Genomic DNA, 17,522 nt, shown 5'->3' on the forward strand with positions numbered 1-17,522 from the left:
GACCGCTCACGTGTTAGCGTCCGGGCGTGATCACCCCGGCCCTGGAGGGCCTCGACCTGTTCGGCGAGGGCTTCGTCCGCGACCCGCACCCCTGGCTCGACCTGCTCCGCGCCCAGGCGCCGGTGCATCACGACGCCCGCACCGGACTCTGGCTGATCAGCCGTCACCGGGACATCCGCCGGGTGCTGCTCGCCCCGGACGCCTTCCGCCCGGACAACGCCCAGCACGCCGTCACCCCGCTGCCGGTGGCCGTGCTGCGGGTGCTCGCCCGGGCCGGCTTCCAGCTCCCGCCCGCGCTCGCCAACAACGGCACCGCCAGCCACCCCGGCCTGCGCCGGGTGGTCACCCGGTTCTTCAACGGCCGGCGTGTCGCGGCGGCGGTGCCGGTGATCGAGCGCATCGCCGACGAGCTGCTCGAGGAGGCACGGGCCCGATTCGACGCCACCGGCGGCTGCGACCTGTTCGCCTCCTACGCGCAGATCCTCCCCTGCCGGGTGCTGATGGAGCTGCTGGGCATCGAGGGCATCGACCCGGCCACGCTGATCCGCTGGAGCGACGCCTCGCTCGAGCTGTTCTGGGGCCGGCCGACCCTGGACCGCCAGCTCGAACTCGCCCCGCTCGTCGGCGAGTTCCACCAGTGGCTGACCGGGACGGTGCGCGGCGGCAGGGCCCCCGCCGACTCGTTCGTCGGGGCGCTCGCCCGGCACCGTCTGCCCGACGGCGAGCCGTTGGACCCGCAGACGGCGGTCGGCGCCTGCTTCTTCGTGTTCATCGCCGGACAGTCGACCACCGGACAGCTCCTCGCCACCGTGCTGCGCCGGGCGCTCACCGAGCCCGGCCTGTGGCCGCGCCTGGCGCACGAGGAGGCGCTGGCCGGGGCCTGGGTGGAGGAGGTGCTGCGGCGCGAGCCGCCGGTGACCACCTGGCGGCGGATCACGGCACGGCCCGTGCAACTGGGCGGGAGGGAGCTGCCCGAGGGCGCGCGGCTGCTCCTGATGCTCATGGGCAGCGGATCGGATCCGGAGGTCTTCGCGGCTCCCGAGCGGATGTGCCCGCACCGGGCGGAGGTCCGCCACCATCTGGCCTTCGGCGTCGGCAGCCACCGCTGCCCCGGCGCTTCCCTGGCGCGCACCGAGGCGGCGGTGGCACTGCGGGCGGCGGCCCGCGGCCTGCCACGGGCGCGCCTCGCCGCACCGGCGCAGGAGCCGCCGATGCTCGGCCTGCTGTCCTTCCGGGCCCCGCTACGGGTGGCGGTGACCGCGGGGGCTGGGAACACCCCCTAGCACTTACGGGTTGCGGGCGGCCACGGCGCGGCGGACCCCGTAGGCGGTGGCGCCGCAGGCCAGCACCGCGGTCCCCGAGACGACCGAGGAGAGCGGGAGCGCGAAGGCCAGCGCCAGGCAGCCGGCCAGTCCGACGGCGGGGATCAGCCGGTTGGGCCGTCCCTCGTCCCGGGTGAGCGTCCAGGCGGAGGCGTTGGCGACGGCGTAGTAGGCGAGCACCCCGAAGGACGAGAAGCCGATCGCCCCGCGCACGTCCGCCGTCGCGGCCGCCACCGCCACCACGGCGCCCACCAGCAGCTCGGCCCGGTGCGGCACCTTGAAGCGCGGGTGGACGGCGGCCAGCGCGTGGGGCAGATGGCGGTCACGCGCCATGGCCAGGGTGGTGCGCGAGACGCCGAGGACCAGCGCGAGCAGCGAGCCGAGCGCGGCCACGGCGGCCCCGGCGCGCACGACCGGGGCCAGCCCGCCGGCGCCCGCCGCCCGGACCGCGTCCGACAGCGGTGCCGCGGACTGCGCCAGTCCCTTCGGGCCGAGGACGGTCAGGGCGGCGACGGCGACGGCGGCGTAGACCACCAGGGTGATGCCGAGGGCGAGCGGGACGGCCCGGGGGATGGTGCGCGCCGGGTCGCGGACCTCCTCGCCGAGCGTGGCGATACGGGCGTAGCCGGCGAACGCGAAGAACAGCAGGCCCGCCGCCTGGAGCACCCCGCCGGGGGTGGCGTCCGAGCCGACGTCCAGCCGGGCCGCGTCCGCGGCGCCGGACGTCACGGCGGCGACCACCACGGCGGCGAGCACCGCCAGGACCACGGCGACGATGGCGCGGGTCAGCAGCGCGGACCTGTGCACCCCGGCGTAGTTCACCGCGGTCAGCGCCACCACCGCGGCCACCGCCACGGCGTGGGCCTGACCCGGCCACACATAGGAGCCGACCGTGAGGGCCATGGCCGCGCAGGAGGCGGTCTTGCCGACCACGAAGGCCCACCCGGCCAGATAGCCCCAGAAGTCGCCGAGGCGTTCGCGGCCGTAGACGTAGGTGCCGCCGGAGGCCGGGTAGCGGGCCGCGAGCCGGGCGGACGAGGTGGCGTTGCAGTACGCGACCACGGCGGCGAGCGCCAGGCCGAGCAGCAGACCGGAGCCGGCCGATCCCGCCGCGGGGGCCAGGGCGGCGAAGATCCCGGCGCCGATCATCGACCCCAGCCCGATCACCACGGCGTCCGGCACCCCGAGCCGACGGTGCAGTTCGCCGGGTATCCCGGTGGCGGTCGACGGCTTGTTCATGGCCCACTCTCCCGGCGGCACGGCCGCGGACGTCACGCACTCCGATGTCGGGAGACGATACGTGAGCCCCGTCCCTCCCGGGTCGCCCAGAGGCGGGCGCGCTCCACCGGGGCGCGGCCGACCGGGCTCACAGGCAGTGGCGGACGAGCCACTCGTCCGGGTCGTAGTGGTCCCTGGCGGGGTCCGGCGCCGTGGCCGCCCGCTCCTCGACCGTGTCCTCCAGGCGGATCCGCTCCGGCAGCGCGCCGAACCGCGCGCGGCGCGCCGCCTCCGCCTCGTCCGGCACTTCCCGTGTCCGCGACATCTCGTCGCCCCCTTGTCACCTGTCCGACTGGTGACGATGATGCGGGCCGATGCGTCACCTGTCAAGGTGGTGACGATTCTTGCGGCGGCTCGGGTCACCCGCCAGGATGGTGACGTGAACCCGGACCATGTCTTCCTGTGCGGAAACCCCGCTCTCGACTTCGCCGCCACGCTGCGGGCCCGCCGTTCGTCGCGGTTCGAGCTGTTGGTGTCGCCGGACCGGCTGGCCGCCTGGTACCTCGAATCCGGGATCGTCGACGCCGTCTCCGCCGCCCGCGAGGCCGACGTCGAGCGGGCGATCGCCGTACGGGAGGCCATCTACCGCCTGGTGACCGCCCGCCTCGCCGGCGCGGCGTACGACACGGAGGCGCTCGCCACGGTGAACGAGGCGGCCCGCAGGCCACCGGCGACGCCCCAGCTCACCGCGGCGGGCCGCCGGACGGAAGCGACGCCGGACGAGGCGCTCTCCACCGTGGCGCGGCACGCCGTCGAACTCCTCGGCGGCCCGGACGTACCGCTGCTCAAGGAGTGCGGCAACCCCGAGTGCACCCGCGTCTACATCGACCGGTCGCGCGGCATGCGCCGGCAGTGGTGCGGCATGGAGTCCTGCGGGAACAGGCTCAAGGCGGCGGCCTACCGCGCCCGCAAGCGCCAGGCCGCTTAAGGCCCCCGCCGCGCGCTGACCCGCCGCGGAGGCGGCACGGCGCGGAACGCCGCCGACGACCGGGCGCCGCCTTCCTGCCGAGGCCGGTCCGCGCGGACCGTGCACCATGGGAGGTGCGGGGCACCCGGTCGTGCGCGTCGTGCCGCGCGGGGTACCTCCCAGCGGCAGCTGGGGGGAGGACTGGAGTCCGCCGATGGCTCGTGGACGGTTGCGGATCTACCTCGGGGCGGCGCCCGGGGTCGGCAAGACCTACGCCATGCTCCAAGAGGGCCGGCGGCTGCGCTCCCTCGGCGCCGAGGTGGTCATCGGCCTGGTCGAGCCGCACGGGCGACGCCCGACCGCCGCGCTGGCCGACGGCCTGGAGACGGTGGACCGCCGCACGCTGGTCCACCGGGGCGTGCCGCTCACCGAGATGGACCTCGACGCGGTCCTGGCCCGCCGCCCCCAGGTCGCCCTGGTCGACGAACTCGCGCACACCAACGTGCCGGGGTCGCGCCACACCAAGCGGTGGCAGGACGTCGAGGAACTCCTCGCCGCGGGCATCGACGTCGTCACCACCCTCAACGTCCAGCACCTGGAGTCCCTGAACGACGTCGTCCGGCAGATCACCGGCGTCACCCAGCGTGAGACCCTGCCCGACGAGGTGGCGCGCCGCGCCGACCAGATCGAGCTGGTGGACCTGCTGCCCGAGACGCTGCGCCGGCGCCTGGTGCACGGCGACATCTACCCCGCGGACCGCGTCGAGGCGGCACTCACCCACTACTTCCGGCTCGGCAACCTGACCGCGCTGCGTGAGCTGGCGCTGCTGTGGCTCGCCGATCGCGTGGAGGAGGGCCTCCAGCGCTACCGCGCCGAGCACGGCATCACCGCCCCCTGGGAGACCCGCGAGCGCATCATGGTCGGCCTCACCGGCGGCCCGGAGGGGGAGACCCTGATCCGCCGCGCCGCCCGGATCACCGCCCGCACCCCGGGCAGCGAGCTGCTGGCCCTCCACGTCGTGCCCGGTGACGGGCTGACGCACGGCGACCCGACCGCGCTCTCCGCCCAGCGGGGGCTCGTGGAGTCGCTGGGCGGCAGCTACCACCAGACCACCGGCGAGGACATCCCCCAAGCGCTGCTGCGGTTCGCCGAGGCCGAGAACGTCACCCAGATCGTGCTGGGCGCCAGCCGGCGCGGCAGGCTCTCCCTGCTCCTGCGGGCGGGCGTGGGGCAGCGGACGATCCGCGACTCCGGCCCCATCGACGTCCACATCGTCACCCACGAGGCGGCGGCGGGGACTTTCGCGTCCCGACCGCCCCGGCCCGCCGCGCGCGGCTCCGGGCCGGCCCGGAGCTGGTCCGCGTTCGCCGCGGCCGCACTGCTGCTGCCCGCGCTGACGCTCGTACTCACCGCGGCGCGTGGGAGCCTCGGCCTGCCCGGCGCCCTGGTGCTCTACATGCTCGTCGTCGTCCTGACCGCCCTCGTCGGCGGGCGCGGCCCCGCACTGCTCACCGCCGTCGCGGCGAGCCTCCTGGCCGACTACTACTTCACCCTCCCCCTGCACTCCATCGACGTCGCGCGGACCGTCGACATCGTCGTGCTGATCGTCTTCCTCGCCGCCGCGTGGCTGGTGGGCACCGCGGCGGGGGCGGCCGCCCGGCACACCCGCCAGGCCGTCCGGGCGACCTCCGAGGCCCGTGCCCTGAGCCGGATGGCGGTGGCCATGATGCGTGGCCAGGACCTGCCGGCCCTGCTGGAACAGGTGCGGGAGAACTTCTCGCTGGCCTCGGTCAGCCTGCTCGAACGCGCCCCGGAGCCCGGCCCCGAACCCCGCTGGTACGTCGTCGCCAGCACCGGCGACCGGCCGCCCGAGCGGCCGTGGGACGCGGACGTCGAGGCCCCCGTCGACGACCGTCTCACCCTGGCCGCCCGCGGTCGCGGTCTGAGCGGCGACGATCTGCGCCTCCTCACCGCGTGCGCCGCGCAGCTCGGCATCGCCCACGCCCACGGCCGGCTCACCCGGCACGTCGCCGAGACGGACACCCTCGCCGCCGCCGAACGCACCCGCGCCGCGCTGCTCCTCGCGGCGGGACACGACCTGCGGGCCCCGCTGGGCGCGGCCGAGGCGGCGCTCGGACGGCTGAGCGATCTGGTCCGGGCGGGCGGGCCGGGCGGCCAGGGTGGCCCGGGCGGCGGCCCGGACGGCGAGGCGGCCCACCTCCTGAGCTCCGCCTCCGCGTCGGTGCGCCGGGCCGGGGCGCTGGTCACCGACCTCGACGACCTGAGCCGGCTGCACGCCGGGGCGCTGGACCTCTACCTGCGCCCGGTCGACCTGGACGAAGCGCTCACCGCGGCCCTCGACGACCTCGGCCCGGGCGGCCACGGCATCGTGCTGAGGCTGCCGCCCCAACTGCCCGACGTCATCGCCGACGCCGCCCTCCTCACCCGGGTGCTGACCACCCTCGCCGCCGACGCGCTGCGTCACAGCCCGCCCGACGCCCCGCCGACCCTCATCGCCGAAACCCAGCCCGACCGGCTGACGGTCCGGATCGCGGACGGCGCCATCGGCGCGCCGGCGAACGGCGGGGCGGTCACGGACCGCCCGGGCGACAGCCTGCCCCTGCGGCTGTCGCGCGACCTCATCGAGGCCATGGGCGGCGCCCTCGACACCACGACCACCACCGGCCACGTCTTCGCGGTGACCCTCACCCTGCCCACCTCGGCCGGGCGCCCCGCTCCGGCCCCGGACCACCAGGGCCGGGGCATCTGATCCCGTTCACCCGACCGGTCGTAAGAGATGCGTCAAAGGTGTACGAGTGGCCGTAAGGGAGCCGTCAACGACGGCCAAAACCGGCCACAGGGGCGATTTCCTCGACTCGTCAGTTCTTGTTCTCCGTATCTCACTAGGAGCTCGCGATGGCCGACGTGGCCTTCGTCGTCACCACGCTCGCGGTGTTCGCGCTCGTGGCTCTCGTCGCCAAGGGGGTGACGAAGCTGTGACCGCCGAGAACATCGTCGGCCTCGTCGTGGCCGTCGCCCTGCTGGGCTATCTCGTCCTCGCCCTGATCTTCCCGGAGAGGTTCTGAGCCCCGTCATGAGTCCCGTTCTGGCCGGCGTGCTCCAGATGCTCGCCCTGATCGCGGCGCTGGCGCTCGCCTACCGTCCCCTCGGCGACTACATGGCCCGGGTCTACTCCTCCGACAAGCACCTGCGGGTCGAGAAGTGGATCTACAAGGGGATCGGTGCCAACCCCGACACCGAGATGCGCTGGCACGCGTATCTGCGCGCCGTGCTGGCCTTCTCCGCCGTCGGTGTCCTCTTCCTGTACCTGCTGCAGCGGCTCCAGGGCGTGCTGCCCGGCTCGCTCGGCTTCGCCTCCATCGACCCGGACCAGGCGTTCAACACGGCCGCGTCCTTCGTGACCAACACCAACTGGCAGTCGTACGCCGGCGAACAGGCCATGGGCCATGTCGTGCAGACCGCCGGGCTGGCCGTGCAGAACTTCGTCTCGGCCGCGGTGGGCATGGCGGTGGCCGTGGCGCTGGTGCGGGGCTTCGCCCGCTCGCGCACCGGAGAGCTGGGCAACTTCTGGGCCGACCTGGTGCGCGGCACGGTGCGGGTGCTGCTGCCGATCGCCGCGGTCGCCGCGGTCGTCCTGGTGGCGTGCGGCGCGCTGCAGAACTTCTCCGGCATCCATGAGGTCGGCCAGTTCATGGGCGGCTCGCAGCAGTGGAACGGCGGTGCGGTCGCCTCCACGGAGGCCATCAAGGAGCTGGGCACCAACGGCGGCGGCATCTTCAACGCCAACAGCGCCCACCCGTTCGAGAACCCCACCCCGTTCACCAACCTCTTCGAGATCTTTCTGATCCTGGTGATCCCGTTCTCGCTGACCCGGACCTTCGGCGTCCTGGTCGGCTCCGTCAAGCAGGGGTACGCGATCCTGGCCACGATGGCCGTCATCTGGATCGGCTTCGTCACCCTGATGATGTGGACGGAGTTCGCCCACCGCGGCCCGGCGCCGGAGATCGCGGGCGGGGCGATGGAGGGCAAGGAGGTCCGCTTCGGCGTCGGCGCCTCGTCCCTCTTCGCGGCCTCGACCACGCTCACCTCGACCGGTGCCGTGGACTCCTTCCACTCCTCCTTCACGGGCCTGGGCGGCGGCATCACCATGCTCGGCATGATGCTCGGCGAGATCGCGCCCGGCGGTGTGGGCTCCGGCCTCTACGGCATCCTGATCATGGCGGTGATCGCGGTGTTCATCGCCGGTCTGATGGTCGGCCGTACGCCCGAGTACCTGGGCAAGAAGATCGGCACCCGCCAGATCAAGCTGGCGGCCCTGTACATCCTCGTCACGCCGGCCCTGGTGCTCGGCTTCACGGCCGTGTCCATGGCGCTGCCCACCCCGCCGCACTCCATCCTCAACACCGCGGCGGGCTCGGTGGACCACAGCGGGGCGCACGGGTTCTCCGAGATCCTCTACGCCTACACCTCCGGGGCCAACAACAATGGCTCGGCCTTCGCCGGCCTGGGCGCGGACACGCCGTGGTTCAACACCACGATCGGCCTGGCCATGCTGCTCGGCCGGTTCCTGCCGATGGTGTTCGTGCTGGCGCTGGCGGGCTCGCTGGCGGAGCAGAAGCCGGTCCCGGCCACCGCGGGCACCCTGCGCACCGAGAAGCCGCTGTTCACCGGCCTGCTGGCGGGCGCGATCCTGATCATCACCGGTCTGACGTACTTCCCGGCGCTCGCGCTGGGCCCGCTCGCCGAGGGGATGGCGGCATGACCACCCGTACCGACAAGCACGAGGACGCGATGTCCACAGCCACTCCCACCCCGGCGCCGCACAGCGACGTATCCGCCGCGCACAGGGCCACCGCGGGCCGCGTCGGCGGGGGCCTGTTCGACCCCGCGCAGCTCGTCAGATCGCTGCCGGACGCCATCCGCAAGCTCGACCCGCGGGTGATGGTCGCCTCGCCCGTGATGTTCGTGGTGCTGGTCGGCTCCGTCCTGACCACGGCCTTCTCGTGTCTCCACCCGACCGAGTGGTTCGGCTGGGCGATCAGCGCCTGGCTGTGGCTGACCGTGATCTTCGCGAACCTCGCGGAGGCGGTCGCCGAGGGCCGCGGCAAGGCGCAGGCCGACACCCTGCGCAAGGCGAAGACCGACACGGTCGCGCGCCGGCTCACCGGTGCCGCCGAAGAGCGTGTGGCGGGCACCGAGCTGCGCATCGGCGACCTGGTGGTCTGCGAGGCGGGCGATGTCATCCCCGGCGACGGCGACGTCGTCGAGGGCGTCGCCTCGGTGGACGAGTCGGCCATCACCGGCGAGTCGGCACCCGTCATCCGGGAGTCGGGCGGCGACCGCAGCGCCGTCACCGGCGGGACCAAGGTGCTCTCCGACCGCGTCATCATCAAGATCACCGCAAAGCCGGGGGAGACCTTCATCGACCGGATGATCAACCTCGTCGAGGGCGCCGCCCGGCAGAAGACGCCCAACGAGATCGCGCTGAACATCCTGCTCGCCTCCCTGACGATCGTGTTCCTCCTCGCGTGCGCCACGCTGCCGCCGTTCGCCGAGTACGCGGGCACCCACCTGACCATGGTCGTCCTGGTGGCCCTCCTGGTCTGCCTGATCCCGACCACGATCGGCGCGCTGCTGTCCGCGATCGGCATCGCCGGCATGGACCGCCTGGTCCAGCGCAATGTGCTCGCCATGTCCGGACGGGCCGTCGAGGCCGCCGGCGATGTGTCCACCCTGCTGCTCGACAAGACCGGGACCATCACGCTCGGCAACCGCCAGGCGGCGGAGTTCGTGCCGGTCCGCGGCACCACCGAGGCCGAGGTCGCGGACGCCGCGCAGCTGTCCTCGCTGGCCGACGAGACCCCCGAGGGCCGCTCCATCGTGGTCCTCGCGAAGGAGAAGTACGGGCTGCGGGAGCGGCACCAGGGCGAGCTGAGCGGTGCCGAATGGGTCGCCTTCACCGCCCAGACCCGTATGTCGGGCGTCGACGTGGACGGCAGGAAGGTCCGCAAGGGCGCGGCCGGTTCGGTCATCGCCTGGGTCCGGGGGCAGGGCGGCACGGTCACGGAGGACGCGGCCGAGATCGCCGACCGGATCTCCGCGTCGGGCGGCACCCCCCTGCTGGTCGCGGCCCGCGACTTTGCCCCGGACGGGAAGGGCGAGGCCCGGGTGCTCGGCGTCATCCACCTCAAGGACGTCGTCAAGGACGGCATGCGGGAGCGGTTCGAGGAGCTGCGCCGCATGGGCATCAAGACCGTCATGATCACGGGCGACAACCCGCTGACGGCCAGGGCGATCGCCGAGGAGGCGGGCGTCGACGACTTCCTCGCCGAGGCCACCCCCGAGGACAAGATGGCCCTCATCAGACGGGAGCAGGCCGGCGGCAAGCTGGTCGCGATGACCGGCGACGGGACGAACGACGCCCCGGCCCTGGCCCAGGCGGACGTCGGCGTGGCGATGAACACCGGCACGTCGGCCGCCAAGGAGGCCGGCAACATGGTCGACCTCGACTCCAACCCCACCAAGCTCATCGAGATCGTCGAGATCGGCAAGCAACTCCTCATCACCCGGGGCGCCTTGACGACGTTCTCCATCGCCAACGACGTCGCCAAGTACTTCGCGATCATCCCGGCCCTGTTCGCGGCGGTCTACCCGGGCCTGGACAGGCTCAACATCATGGGCCTGTCCTCACCCGACTCCGCGATCCTGTCCGCGGTGATCTTCAACGCGCTGATCATCATCGCGCTGGTGCCGCTCGCGCTGCGCGGCGTGCGGTACCGCCCGGTCAGCGCCGACAAGATGCTCCGCCGCAACCTCGCCGTCTACGGCCTCGGCGGGCTCGTCGCGCCCTTCATCGGCATCAAACTCATCGACCTGCTCATCTCGCTGATCCCCGGGATCGGATGAAGGACATGACCAACTCCCTGACGAACACCGCCCGGCTGCTGGGCGCGGGCCTGCGCGCCCTCCTCGTGCTGACCCTGGTGACGGGCGTCCTCTACCCCCTGGTCGTCACCGGCGTCGCCCAAGGGCTGTTCCGCGACAAGGCGAACGGCTCCGAGATCAGGTCGGACGGGAAGGTCGTCGGCTCGTCCCGGATCGGCCAGGCCTACGACCTGCCGCTGAAGAAGGGCCAGAAGACACCCGAGCCGGACCTGAAGTGGTTCCAGGGCCGCCCGCGGAACGGACTCGGCGGCAACACCGTCAACACCCGGTACCACCTCCTCGTCTCCGGCGCCACCAACCGCGCCGCGGACAACGCCGAGCTCGTCCAGTGGGTGAAGGCCGCCAAAGCCGCCGTCATCAAGGACAACTCGGTGCCCGGCCACCCGGTCCGCCCCTCCGACGTCCCGGCCGACGCGGTGACCTCCTCCGGCTCGGGCCTGGACCCGGACATCTCCCGCGACTACGCCGATCTCCAGGTCCACCGCGTCGCCCAGAAGAACGGCCTGCCCGTCTCCCGGGTGCGGAAGCTGGTCGAGGAGCACACCCAGGGCCGCACGCTCGGCTTCATCGGCGAGCCCCGGGTCAACGTCCTGAAGCTGAACATCGCCCTCAAGGAGCTGCTGGCGAAGAGCTGACGCGGTGCGCGTGTCGCGAGGGGCCCCGAGCGGTGCGACGGTATTACAGGGGCGCTCTCGGCGTGACAGGGGCGCTCTCAGCGGTCGGCGAGGAAGGCGGTGGGACCGATGGAAACCCCGATGGTGGTGGGCGTCGACGGGTCGGATTCCAGCCTGGACGCGGTGGACTGGGCGGTGGACGAGGCGGCACGGCACGGGGTGCCGCTGCGGCTCGTCTACGGCTCCCTGTGGGAGCGCTACGAGGGAGGGCGCCCGTCCTTCGGCACCGATCGTCCCGCCGACGAGATCATGGCCGAGCACATCATCGCCTCAGGCGCGGAGCGGGCCCGGCTCCGCGATCCAGGGGTGAAGGTGTCCGGCGAGGTGCTGCCCGAGGACGCCGTCTCCGCGCTGCTGCGCGCGGGCCAGGAGGCGAGTGCCCTGATCACCGGCTCCCGCGGCCGCGGGGAGCTCACCGGGCGGCTGTTGGGCTCGGTCGGCCTCGCGGTGGCCGGGCGCGCCGAGTGCCCCGTCATCGTGGTCCGTGGCCCGGAGCGGAACCGGCGGGGAGCCTTCGGGCGGGTGGTGGTCGGCGTGGGCGACTCGGCCGAGGGCTCGGGCGCCGTGGGGTTCGCCCTGCGCGAGGCCGAGGCGCGCGGCTGTGCCCTCGAGGCCGTGCGCGCTTGGCGCTGCCCGGCCCATGAGCACGCGGACCACCCTCTGCTCGCGGACGATGCCGCCCGGGTGCACGCGGAACGGGCGTCCGCCGAACTCACCGACGTGCTGCGCGAGGCGGTACGGGACCACCCCCGGGTCGACGTACGTCGTGTGCCGGTCGAAGGCCCGGCACACAAGGTCCTGGTGGAGATGTCGGCGGATGCCGACCTGCTGGTCGTCGGCGCCCCGCGGCGGCAGGGCCGCTTCGGTCTGCAGCTCGGCAGGGTCGCCCACGCCCTGCTGCATCACTCCCACTGCCCGGTCGCCGTCGTGCCGCGGCGCGGCTGACCGGACACGCGCACCGCCGTGACCTTGTACTCGGGGCAGGAGGTGACGGTGTCCGCGTGGTGCGAGGTGAGGCGGTTCACTCCGCTCCCGGGGAAGTGGATGGCGCAGAACACCTGGCCGGGGGCCGTCTGTTCGCTGATCCGGGCGATGAGCCGGGCCCGGCCGTGCCGGCTCTCCACGGTGACCGGCACGCCGTCGTCCACGGCGTACCGGAGGGCGTCGCCGGGGTGGAGGTCGAGGAAGTCGACCGGATCGAGCGTGAGGTTGCCGCCTCGGCGGGTCATGCTCCCGGAGTTGTAGTGGGCCCAGCGCCGCCCGGTGACCAGGAGCAGCGGATAGTCGTCGTCGGGCTGTTCACCCGGTGGCAGATAGGGGGGTGCGGCGAGGTGCGCCCGTCCGTCGGCCGTGGCGAACCGCTCCTCGTACAGCTTGGCCTCTCCGGGGCGGCCGGGGTCCGGGCAGGGCCAGGGGACGGCACCCTCGCGGTCCAGCCGGCCGTGCGTCAGGCCCGCGAAGACGGGCGCGACCCGTCCGCACTCGGCCAGCGCCTCGGCCGGCGTCGCGCATCCGAGGGCGGTGCCCATGGCCGACGCGACGGCGTGCACGATGGCGAAGTCGGCGCGAGTCCCGCCCGGCGGGGGCACGGCGGGCCTGACCCGCTGGAACCGCCGGTCGAAGTTGACGAAGGTGCCGTCCTTCTCCAGCCAGGACGCCGCCGGCAGCACGATGTCGGCGTGGCGGGCGGTCTCGGAGAGGAACAGTTCGTCGCAGATGACGAGGGGGCAGGTGTCCAGGGCTCGGGTCACCTGGTTGGCGTCGGGGTCGGTGGCGCAGACGTCCTCGCCGATGACCCACAGCGCCCGCAGCTCCCCCGCCCGCGCGGCGGCGAACATGCCGGGGATCCGCAGTCCGGGCCGCTCCGGGACCGGTACCCCCCATACCGCCTCGGCCCTGGACCGTACGGCGGGGTCGGTCACCCTGCCGTAGCCCGGCAGGACGTCGGGCAGCGCGCCCATGTCCGAGGCGCCCTGGACGTTGTTCTGGCCGCGCAGCGGCATGACCCCGTGCCCGCGGTCGGTGCCCACGGCGCCGCGCAGAATCGCCAGGTTGGCCAGGGACCGCACCCCGTCCGTGCCGTGCAGGTGCTCGGTGACGCCGAGGCCGTAGAGGATGGCGGGCCGGCGGGCGCGGCCGTACAGCCGGGCGGCGGCCACCAGGTCGGTGGCGGGCACCCCGGTGATGTCCGCGACCCGGTCGGGCGGGTAGTCGTCCAGCAGTGCGGCGAGTTCCGTCAGGCCGGTGGCCCGCTCGCGCAGGAACTCCTCGTCGATGAGGTCTTCGGCGAGCAGGACGTGGGCGAGCCCGTGAAAGAGGGCCACGTTGGTTCCGGGGCGGGGGCGCAGATGCACGTCGGCGTGCAGGGCGAGGCCGACGGCGCGGGGGTCGGCGACGACCAGCCCGGCGCCGTGCAGCACACGCCGCAGCAGTCGCGCTCCGACCACCGGGTGGGCTTCGACGGGGTTGGCCCCGACCACCAGCAGGCAGTCGGACCGCTCGACGTCGTCGAAGGTGTCGGTGCCGCCGGAGAGCCCGAAGGAGGCGGTCAGGCCGGCGGCGGACGGGGAGTGGCACAGCCGGGAGCAGTTGTCGACGTTGTTCGTGCCGACCACGACCCGCATGAACTTCTGGACGAGGTAGTTCTCCTCGTTGGTGGCGCGGGCCGAGGAGATCGCCGCCACGGCGTCCGGGCCCCCGGCGGCGACGGCCGCCCGCAGCCCGCGGGCGACCTCCCCGATGGCCTGGTCCCAACTCGCCGGTTCCAGGCGGCCGTCGCGCCGCAGCAGGGGCCGGGTCAGCCGTTCGGGGGAGGTGAGGTAGCCGTGGGCGAAGCGGCCCTTCACACACGCGTGCCCCTGGTTGACGGGGCCGTCCCGGGCAGGCAGCACCGCGGTGACCTCGCCGTCGCGGGTGACGACGTCCAGCGCGCAGCCGACACCGCAGTACCCGCAGGTCGTACGGGTGGCGCTCGGCCGGTGCGCGGAGGTGAGCCCGCGGCCCGGCCCCGGCTCGGCGATCGCGCCGGTGGGGCAGGTGTCGACGCAGCCGCCGCAGGCCACGCAGTCCGACTCGGCCCAGGGGCCGCCGGTCCCGGGGGCGACCTGGGTGTCGGCGCCCCGGCCGACCAGGGTGAGGGCGAAGGTGCCCTGTACCTCGGCGCACATGCGGACGCACCGGCCGCAGGCGATGCACAGGTCCCGGTCCAGGTGGACGTACGGGTGGGAGTCGTCCCCGCCCCGGCCCCCCGCGCCCCGGGCCGCCTCCTGGCCGATGTCCAGCGACCGGCACACCCGCGCCAGTTCGCTGCGGTTGCCGGTCGTGAGGGCCCGGGAGGGCAGGGCGGAGACGATGACCTCCACCGCGTCCCGCCGGAGCCGCCGGAGGTCGTCGGTGGCGGTCTCCACGCGGGCGCCGGGCGCGGCCGGGGTGACACAGGCCGCCGCCACCCGCCCGTCGGCCCGCACCAGACACGTACGGCAGGAGCCCGCGGGGGAGAGCCGGTCGTCGGAGCAGAGCGAGGGCAGCTCGATCCCGGCCGCCCGCACCGCCGCCAGCAGGGAGGCCCCCTCGGGGACGGCGACGACCGTGCCGTCGACCTCGACCACCGTCTCGGGGCCGGTCATGCGGCCCACCCCGGCAGCCGGCCCCCGTAGGCGCGGGCGAGGCTGTGCACGGCGGGCGGGATCCGTCGTCCGAAGGCGCACAGGCTCGCCTCGGCCAGAACCCGCGCGAGCCGTTCCCACTCCGCCCCGGGCGGGGCCCCGGTGGCCGCCAGCTCCAGCCCGCGGCGGGAGCCGACCCGGCAGGGTGAGCAGGCGCCGCAGCTCTCGGCCGCGGCGAACCCCCAGATGTGCCGCAGCACCTCCTCCGGGGGCACCCGCTGGTCGAAGGCGACCAGTCCGGCGTGGCCGAGAGCGGCGCCCCGGGACGCGAGATCGGCGGTGGTCAAGGGCGTGTCCAGCGCGTCGGGGGCGAGGAAGCCGCCCAGCGGCCCGCCGACCTGGAGAGCGGTCAGCTCACCTCCGTCCCGCAGCCCGCCGCCCAGCCCGTCGACGATCCGTGGCAGCGGGGTGCCCAGCTCCACCTCGTACGCCCCCGGCCGGGCGAACCGCTCCGACAGGCAGACCAGCTTCGTCCCGGTCTCGCCCGGAACCCCGCGCCGGGCGTATGCCTCACCGCCCCGGGACACGATCCACGGGACGGCCGCCAGGGTCTCGACGTTGTTCACCACCGTCGGCGCGTCCCACAGCCCGCGCCGGGTCGGGTAGGGCGGGCGTGGCCGGGCGCAGCCCCGGTCCCCCTCCAGGCTCGCGATCAGAGCGGTCTCCTCACCGGCGACGTACGAGCCGGCCCCCTCGACCACATCGATGTCCAGAGCGGTCGTCGTGCCGTGAACGGCCGAGCCGAAGTGCCCGTCGGCGTAGGCCCGCCCCACGGCCTCCCGCACGCGGGCGAGCGCACGCGGATACTCCGAGCGCACCAGCACCACACCCCGGCGCGCACCGCACGCGAAGCAGGCCAGCGCCAGACCCTCCAGTACCCGCTCCGGTGCCCCCTCCATCAGCAGCCGGTCGGCGTAGGAGCCGGGGTCCCCCTCGTCGCCGTTGGCCACCACCACGGTGCCGGGCGCCCGCCCGGCCGCCGCCCACTTCGCGGCCACCCCGAATCCGGCTCCGCCCCGTCCCCGCAGCCCGGACACGGCCACCTCCCGCCGGACCTCGTCGGGGGTGCCCGCCGCCACCGTCCGCGGCCACACCTGCCAGGGGAGCTCACCCGCCACCACGCCTCCCAGCAGTACGGGGTCGCCGGTGTCGTCGGCCGCCGGGATCTCCGGCGCCCGAGGGGGCTCCCGCCCCGCGAGCTGACCGGCCGCTGTCGGGCCCGTGCAGGCCTTCTCTCCGTCGAGCGCGGCGGGACCCGCGTAGCAGTACCCCAGACAGCGGACCGCCTGCACCGATGTCCCGCCGTCCGGTGAGACCGCGCCCACCGGTACGCCCAGCTCGTCCGCCACCTCGGTGAGATGCCGTCCGGCCCGGGCGGCGAAGCACGCGGTCCCCGCGCAGACCCGGACGTGACGGCGGCCGTGCGGGGCGGCGAGGTCCGCGTAGTATCCGGCCGGTCCGAGCGCGGCGGCGGCGGGCAGACCGAAACCGGCGGCGACCGCCGGGGCCCATACCTCGGGGCCGTCCGCCGTGCCCGCCCTGGCCTCGGCCAGCGACTCGATCAGCCTGTGTCCCGGGCGCCCGCGCCGGTCGGCCAGGGCCCGGAACGCGTCGAAACGGTCCGCAGGACCCGCGGGGACCATGACCTCATCGTGGAAGCATCCGCGTCATGGTGCAATTCGGGCACGGGCGCTGCCGGGCGGCCCGTCGCCGGGCGAGGAGGCGGCGCCGCCGGATGGTGACCGGCGGCGGACGGGGTCAGGCTGGAGAGGTGCGAGACGCACGGGGCGGGGCGGATCCCGGGAGGTCGCGATGACGAGTCCGCGAGGGCGCCGGCCGGTCGTGGTGGGTGTCGACGCCGACCCCACCAAGCGGATGGCGCTCGCCTGGGGCGTGGACGAGGCGGCGCGGCGCGGGTTGCCGTTGCGGCTGGTGCACGCCCAGGGTGTCCCGACCAGGGGCTACCGGTCGAGGGAGGTGCGGCCGTCCTGGGAGGAGTGGAACCAGGCGCTGCACACCGAGGGCGAGCGGGTGCTCGGGGAGGCGGTCGCCTTCGCCGAGTCCCGGCGCCCCGGGGTGGAGGTGTCCGCGCTGCTGGCGGAGGGAGACCCGGCGTGGGTCCTGCGGGAACAGGCGGCGGACGCCGGGGCGGTCGTGCTGGGCTCGTGGCATCTGAGCGCCGCGCAGGAGCTGTTCACTTCCGCCTCGGTGGCGCTGCCGGTCATCGCCCACGCGCACTGCCCGGTCATCGTGGTGCCGGAACCGGAGCACGTCACCCAGCGCCCGCCGTACCTGGTGGTCGGCGTGGACGGCAGCGCCCACTCGGCCGCGGCGGTCGACTTCGCGTTCGAGGAGGCCGCCCTGCGTGGTGCCGCCCTGCGGGCGGTCTGTGTGTGGCACCCTCCGCTGCTCGGCACCCTGGACGAGCACGCGGCGCTGGGGGAGTGCCGCCGGGTGCTCTCCGAGACGGTCGCCGGCCGCACCGCGACCCACCCGGAGGTGGAGCTGCACCACGAGGTCGTCACCGGCCACCCGGTGGAGGTGCTGACCGAGGCGTCCGCCCACGCGGTCGGTCTGGTGGTGGGGACGCGGGGACGCGGTGGTTTCACCGGCATGTTGCTGGGCTCGGTGAGCCAGGGCGTGCTTCACCACGCGCGGTGCCCGGTGCTCACCGTTCCGCGGCCGGGCCGCGTCGACTGAACCGGACGGG

The 17,522-nt window shown here is 74.3% G+C and carries 13 protein-coding genes; 9 read left to right on the forward strand and 4 right to left on the reverse strand.

The features are described from left to right. Window positions 1-26: 26 nt before the first annotated feature. Window positions 27-1,283 (forward strand): cytochrome P450, encoded by a 1,257-nt coding sequence (locus tag ABFY07_RS31650; RefSeq protein ID WP_346177785.1) that lies wholly within the window; start codon window positions 27-29, stop codon window positions 1,281-1,283. 3 nt (window positions 1,284-1,286) lie between these two features. Here ABFY07_RS31650 and ABFY07_RS31655 read toward each other — a convergent pair whose 3' ends face one another. Continuing rightward, the gene (locus tag ABFY07_RS31655) at window positions 1,287-2,561 is read right to left on the reverse strand and encodes an APC family permease (RefSeq protein WP_346177786.1); all 1,275 of its coding nucleotides are present in this window, start codon (window positions 2,559-2,561) and stop codon (window positions 1,287-1,289) included. 127 nt (window positions 2,562-2,688) lie between these two features. Next, on the reverse strand, window positions 2,689-2,865 hold the full coding sequence (locus ABFY07_RS31660; protein WP_170066630.1) for a hypothetical protein: 177 nt from the start codon (window positions 2,863-2,865) through the stop codon (window positions 2,689-2,691). Window positions 2,866-2,979: 114 nt separating this feature from the next. Here ABFY07_RS31660 and ABFY07_RS31665 point away from each other — a divergent pair, with 114 nt between their 5' ends. From ABFY07_RS31665 to ABFY07_RS31695, 7 genes are all read left to right on the forward strand, one after another. After that, on the forward strand, window positions 2,980-3,528 hold the full coding sequence (locus ABFY07_RS31665; RefSeq protein ID WP_346177787.1) for a CGNR zinc finger domain-containing protein: 549 nt from the start codon (window positions 2,980-2,982) through the stop codon (window positions 3,526-3,528). Between the two features lie 193 nt (window positions 3,529-3,721). Next, complete coding sequence (locus ABFY07_RS31670) at window positions 3,722-6,277, forward strand: sensor histidine kinase (protein WP_346177788.1); 2,556 nt, start codon at window positions 3,722-3,724, stop codon at window positions 6,275-6,277. 226 nt (window positions 6,278-6,503) lie between these two features. Beyond that, window positions 6,504-6,593: a K(+)-transporting ATPase subunit F gene (gene kdpF / locus ABFY07_RS31675; protein ID WP_016434100.1), complete on the forward strand. Its 90-nt coding sequence runs from the start codon at window positions 6,504-6,506 to the stop codon at window positions 6,591-6,593. 8 nt (window positions 6,594-6,601) lie between these two features. After that, window positions 6,602-8,290 (forward strand): potassium-transporting ATPase subunit KdpA, encoded by a 1,689-nt coding sequence (kdpA, locus tag ABFY07_RS31680; RefSeq protein WP_346177789.1) that lies wholly within the window; start codon window positions 6,602-6,604, stop codon window positions 8,288-8,290. After that, window positions 8,287-10,434: a potassium-transporting ATPase subunit KdpB gene (gene kdpB / locus ABFY07_RS31685; RefSeq protein WP_346177790.1), complete on the forward strand. Its 2,148-nt coding sequence runs from the start codon at window positions 8,287-8,289 to the stop codon at window positions 10,432-10,434. The genes kdpA and kdpB overlap by 4 nt, the downstream gene beginning before the upstream one ends. Before the next feature lie 5 nt (window positions 10,435-10,439). Further along, a complete protein-coding gene (locus tag ABFY07_RS31690; RefSeq protein ID WP_346177791.1) occupies window positions 10,440-11,108 on the forward strand; it encodes a potassium-transporting ATPase subunit C in 669 nt (222 codons plus the stop codon). Window positions 11,109-11,216: 108 nt separating this feature from the next. Further along, window positions 11,217-12,092 (forward strand): universal stress protein, encoded by an 876-nt coding sequence (locus tag ABFY07_RS31695; protein ID WP_346177792.1) that lies wholly within the window; start codon window positions 11,217-11,219, stop codon window positions 12,090-12,092. Here ABFY07_RS31695 and fdhF read toward each other — a convergent pair. Together fdhF and ABFY07_RS31705 are read right to left on the reverse strand one after the other, a co-directional pair. Continuing rightward, window positions 12,050-14,773 (reverse strand): formate dehydrogenase subunit alpha, encoded by a 2,724-nt coding sequence (gene fdhF, locus ABFY07_RS31700; RefSeq protein ID WP_346177793.1) that lies wholly within the window; start codon window positions 14,771-14,773, stop codon window positions 12,050-12,052. The genes ABFY07_RS31695 and fdhF overlap by 43 nt on opposite strands. Further along, complete coding sequence (locus ABFY07_RS31705; protein WP_346177794.1) at window positions 14,770-16,455, reverse strand: NAD(P)H-dependent oxidoreductase subunit E; 1,686 nt, start codon at window positions 16,453-16,455, stop codon at window positions 14,770-14,772. Before ABFY07_RS31705 ends, fdhF begins: the two co-directional genes overlap by 4 nt. 169 nt (window positions 16,456-16,624) lie before the next feature. Here ABFY07_RS31705 and ABFY07_RS31710 point away from each other — a divergent pair, with 169 nt between their 5' ends. Beyond that, window positions 16,625-17,512, forward strand: coding sequence for a universal stress protein (locus ABFY07_RS31710; RefSeq protein ID WP_346177795.1), 888 nt, complete (start codon window positions 16,625-16,627; stop codon window positions 17,510-17,512). Window positions 17,513-17,522: the final 10 nt, after the last annotated feature.

The sequence above is a fragment of the Streptomyces sparsogenes subsp. cuspidosporus genome, assembly GCF_039532705.1.
Taxonomy (GTDB): domain Bacteria; phylum Actinomycetota; class Actinomycetes; order Streptomycetales; family Streptomycetaceae; genus Streptomyces; species Streptomyces sparsogenes.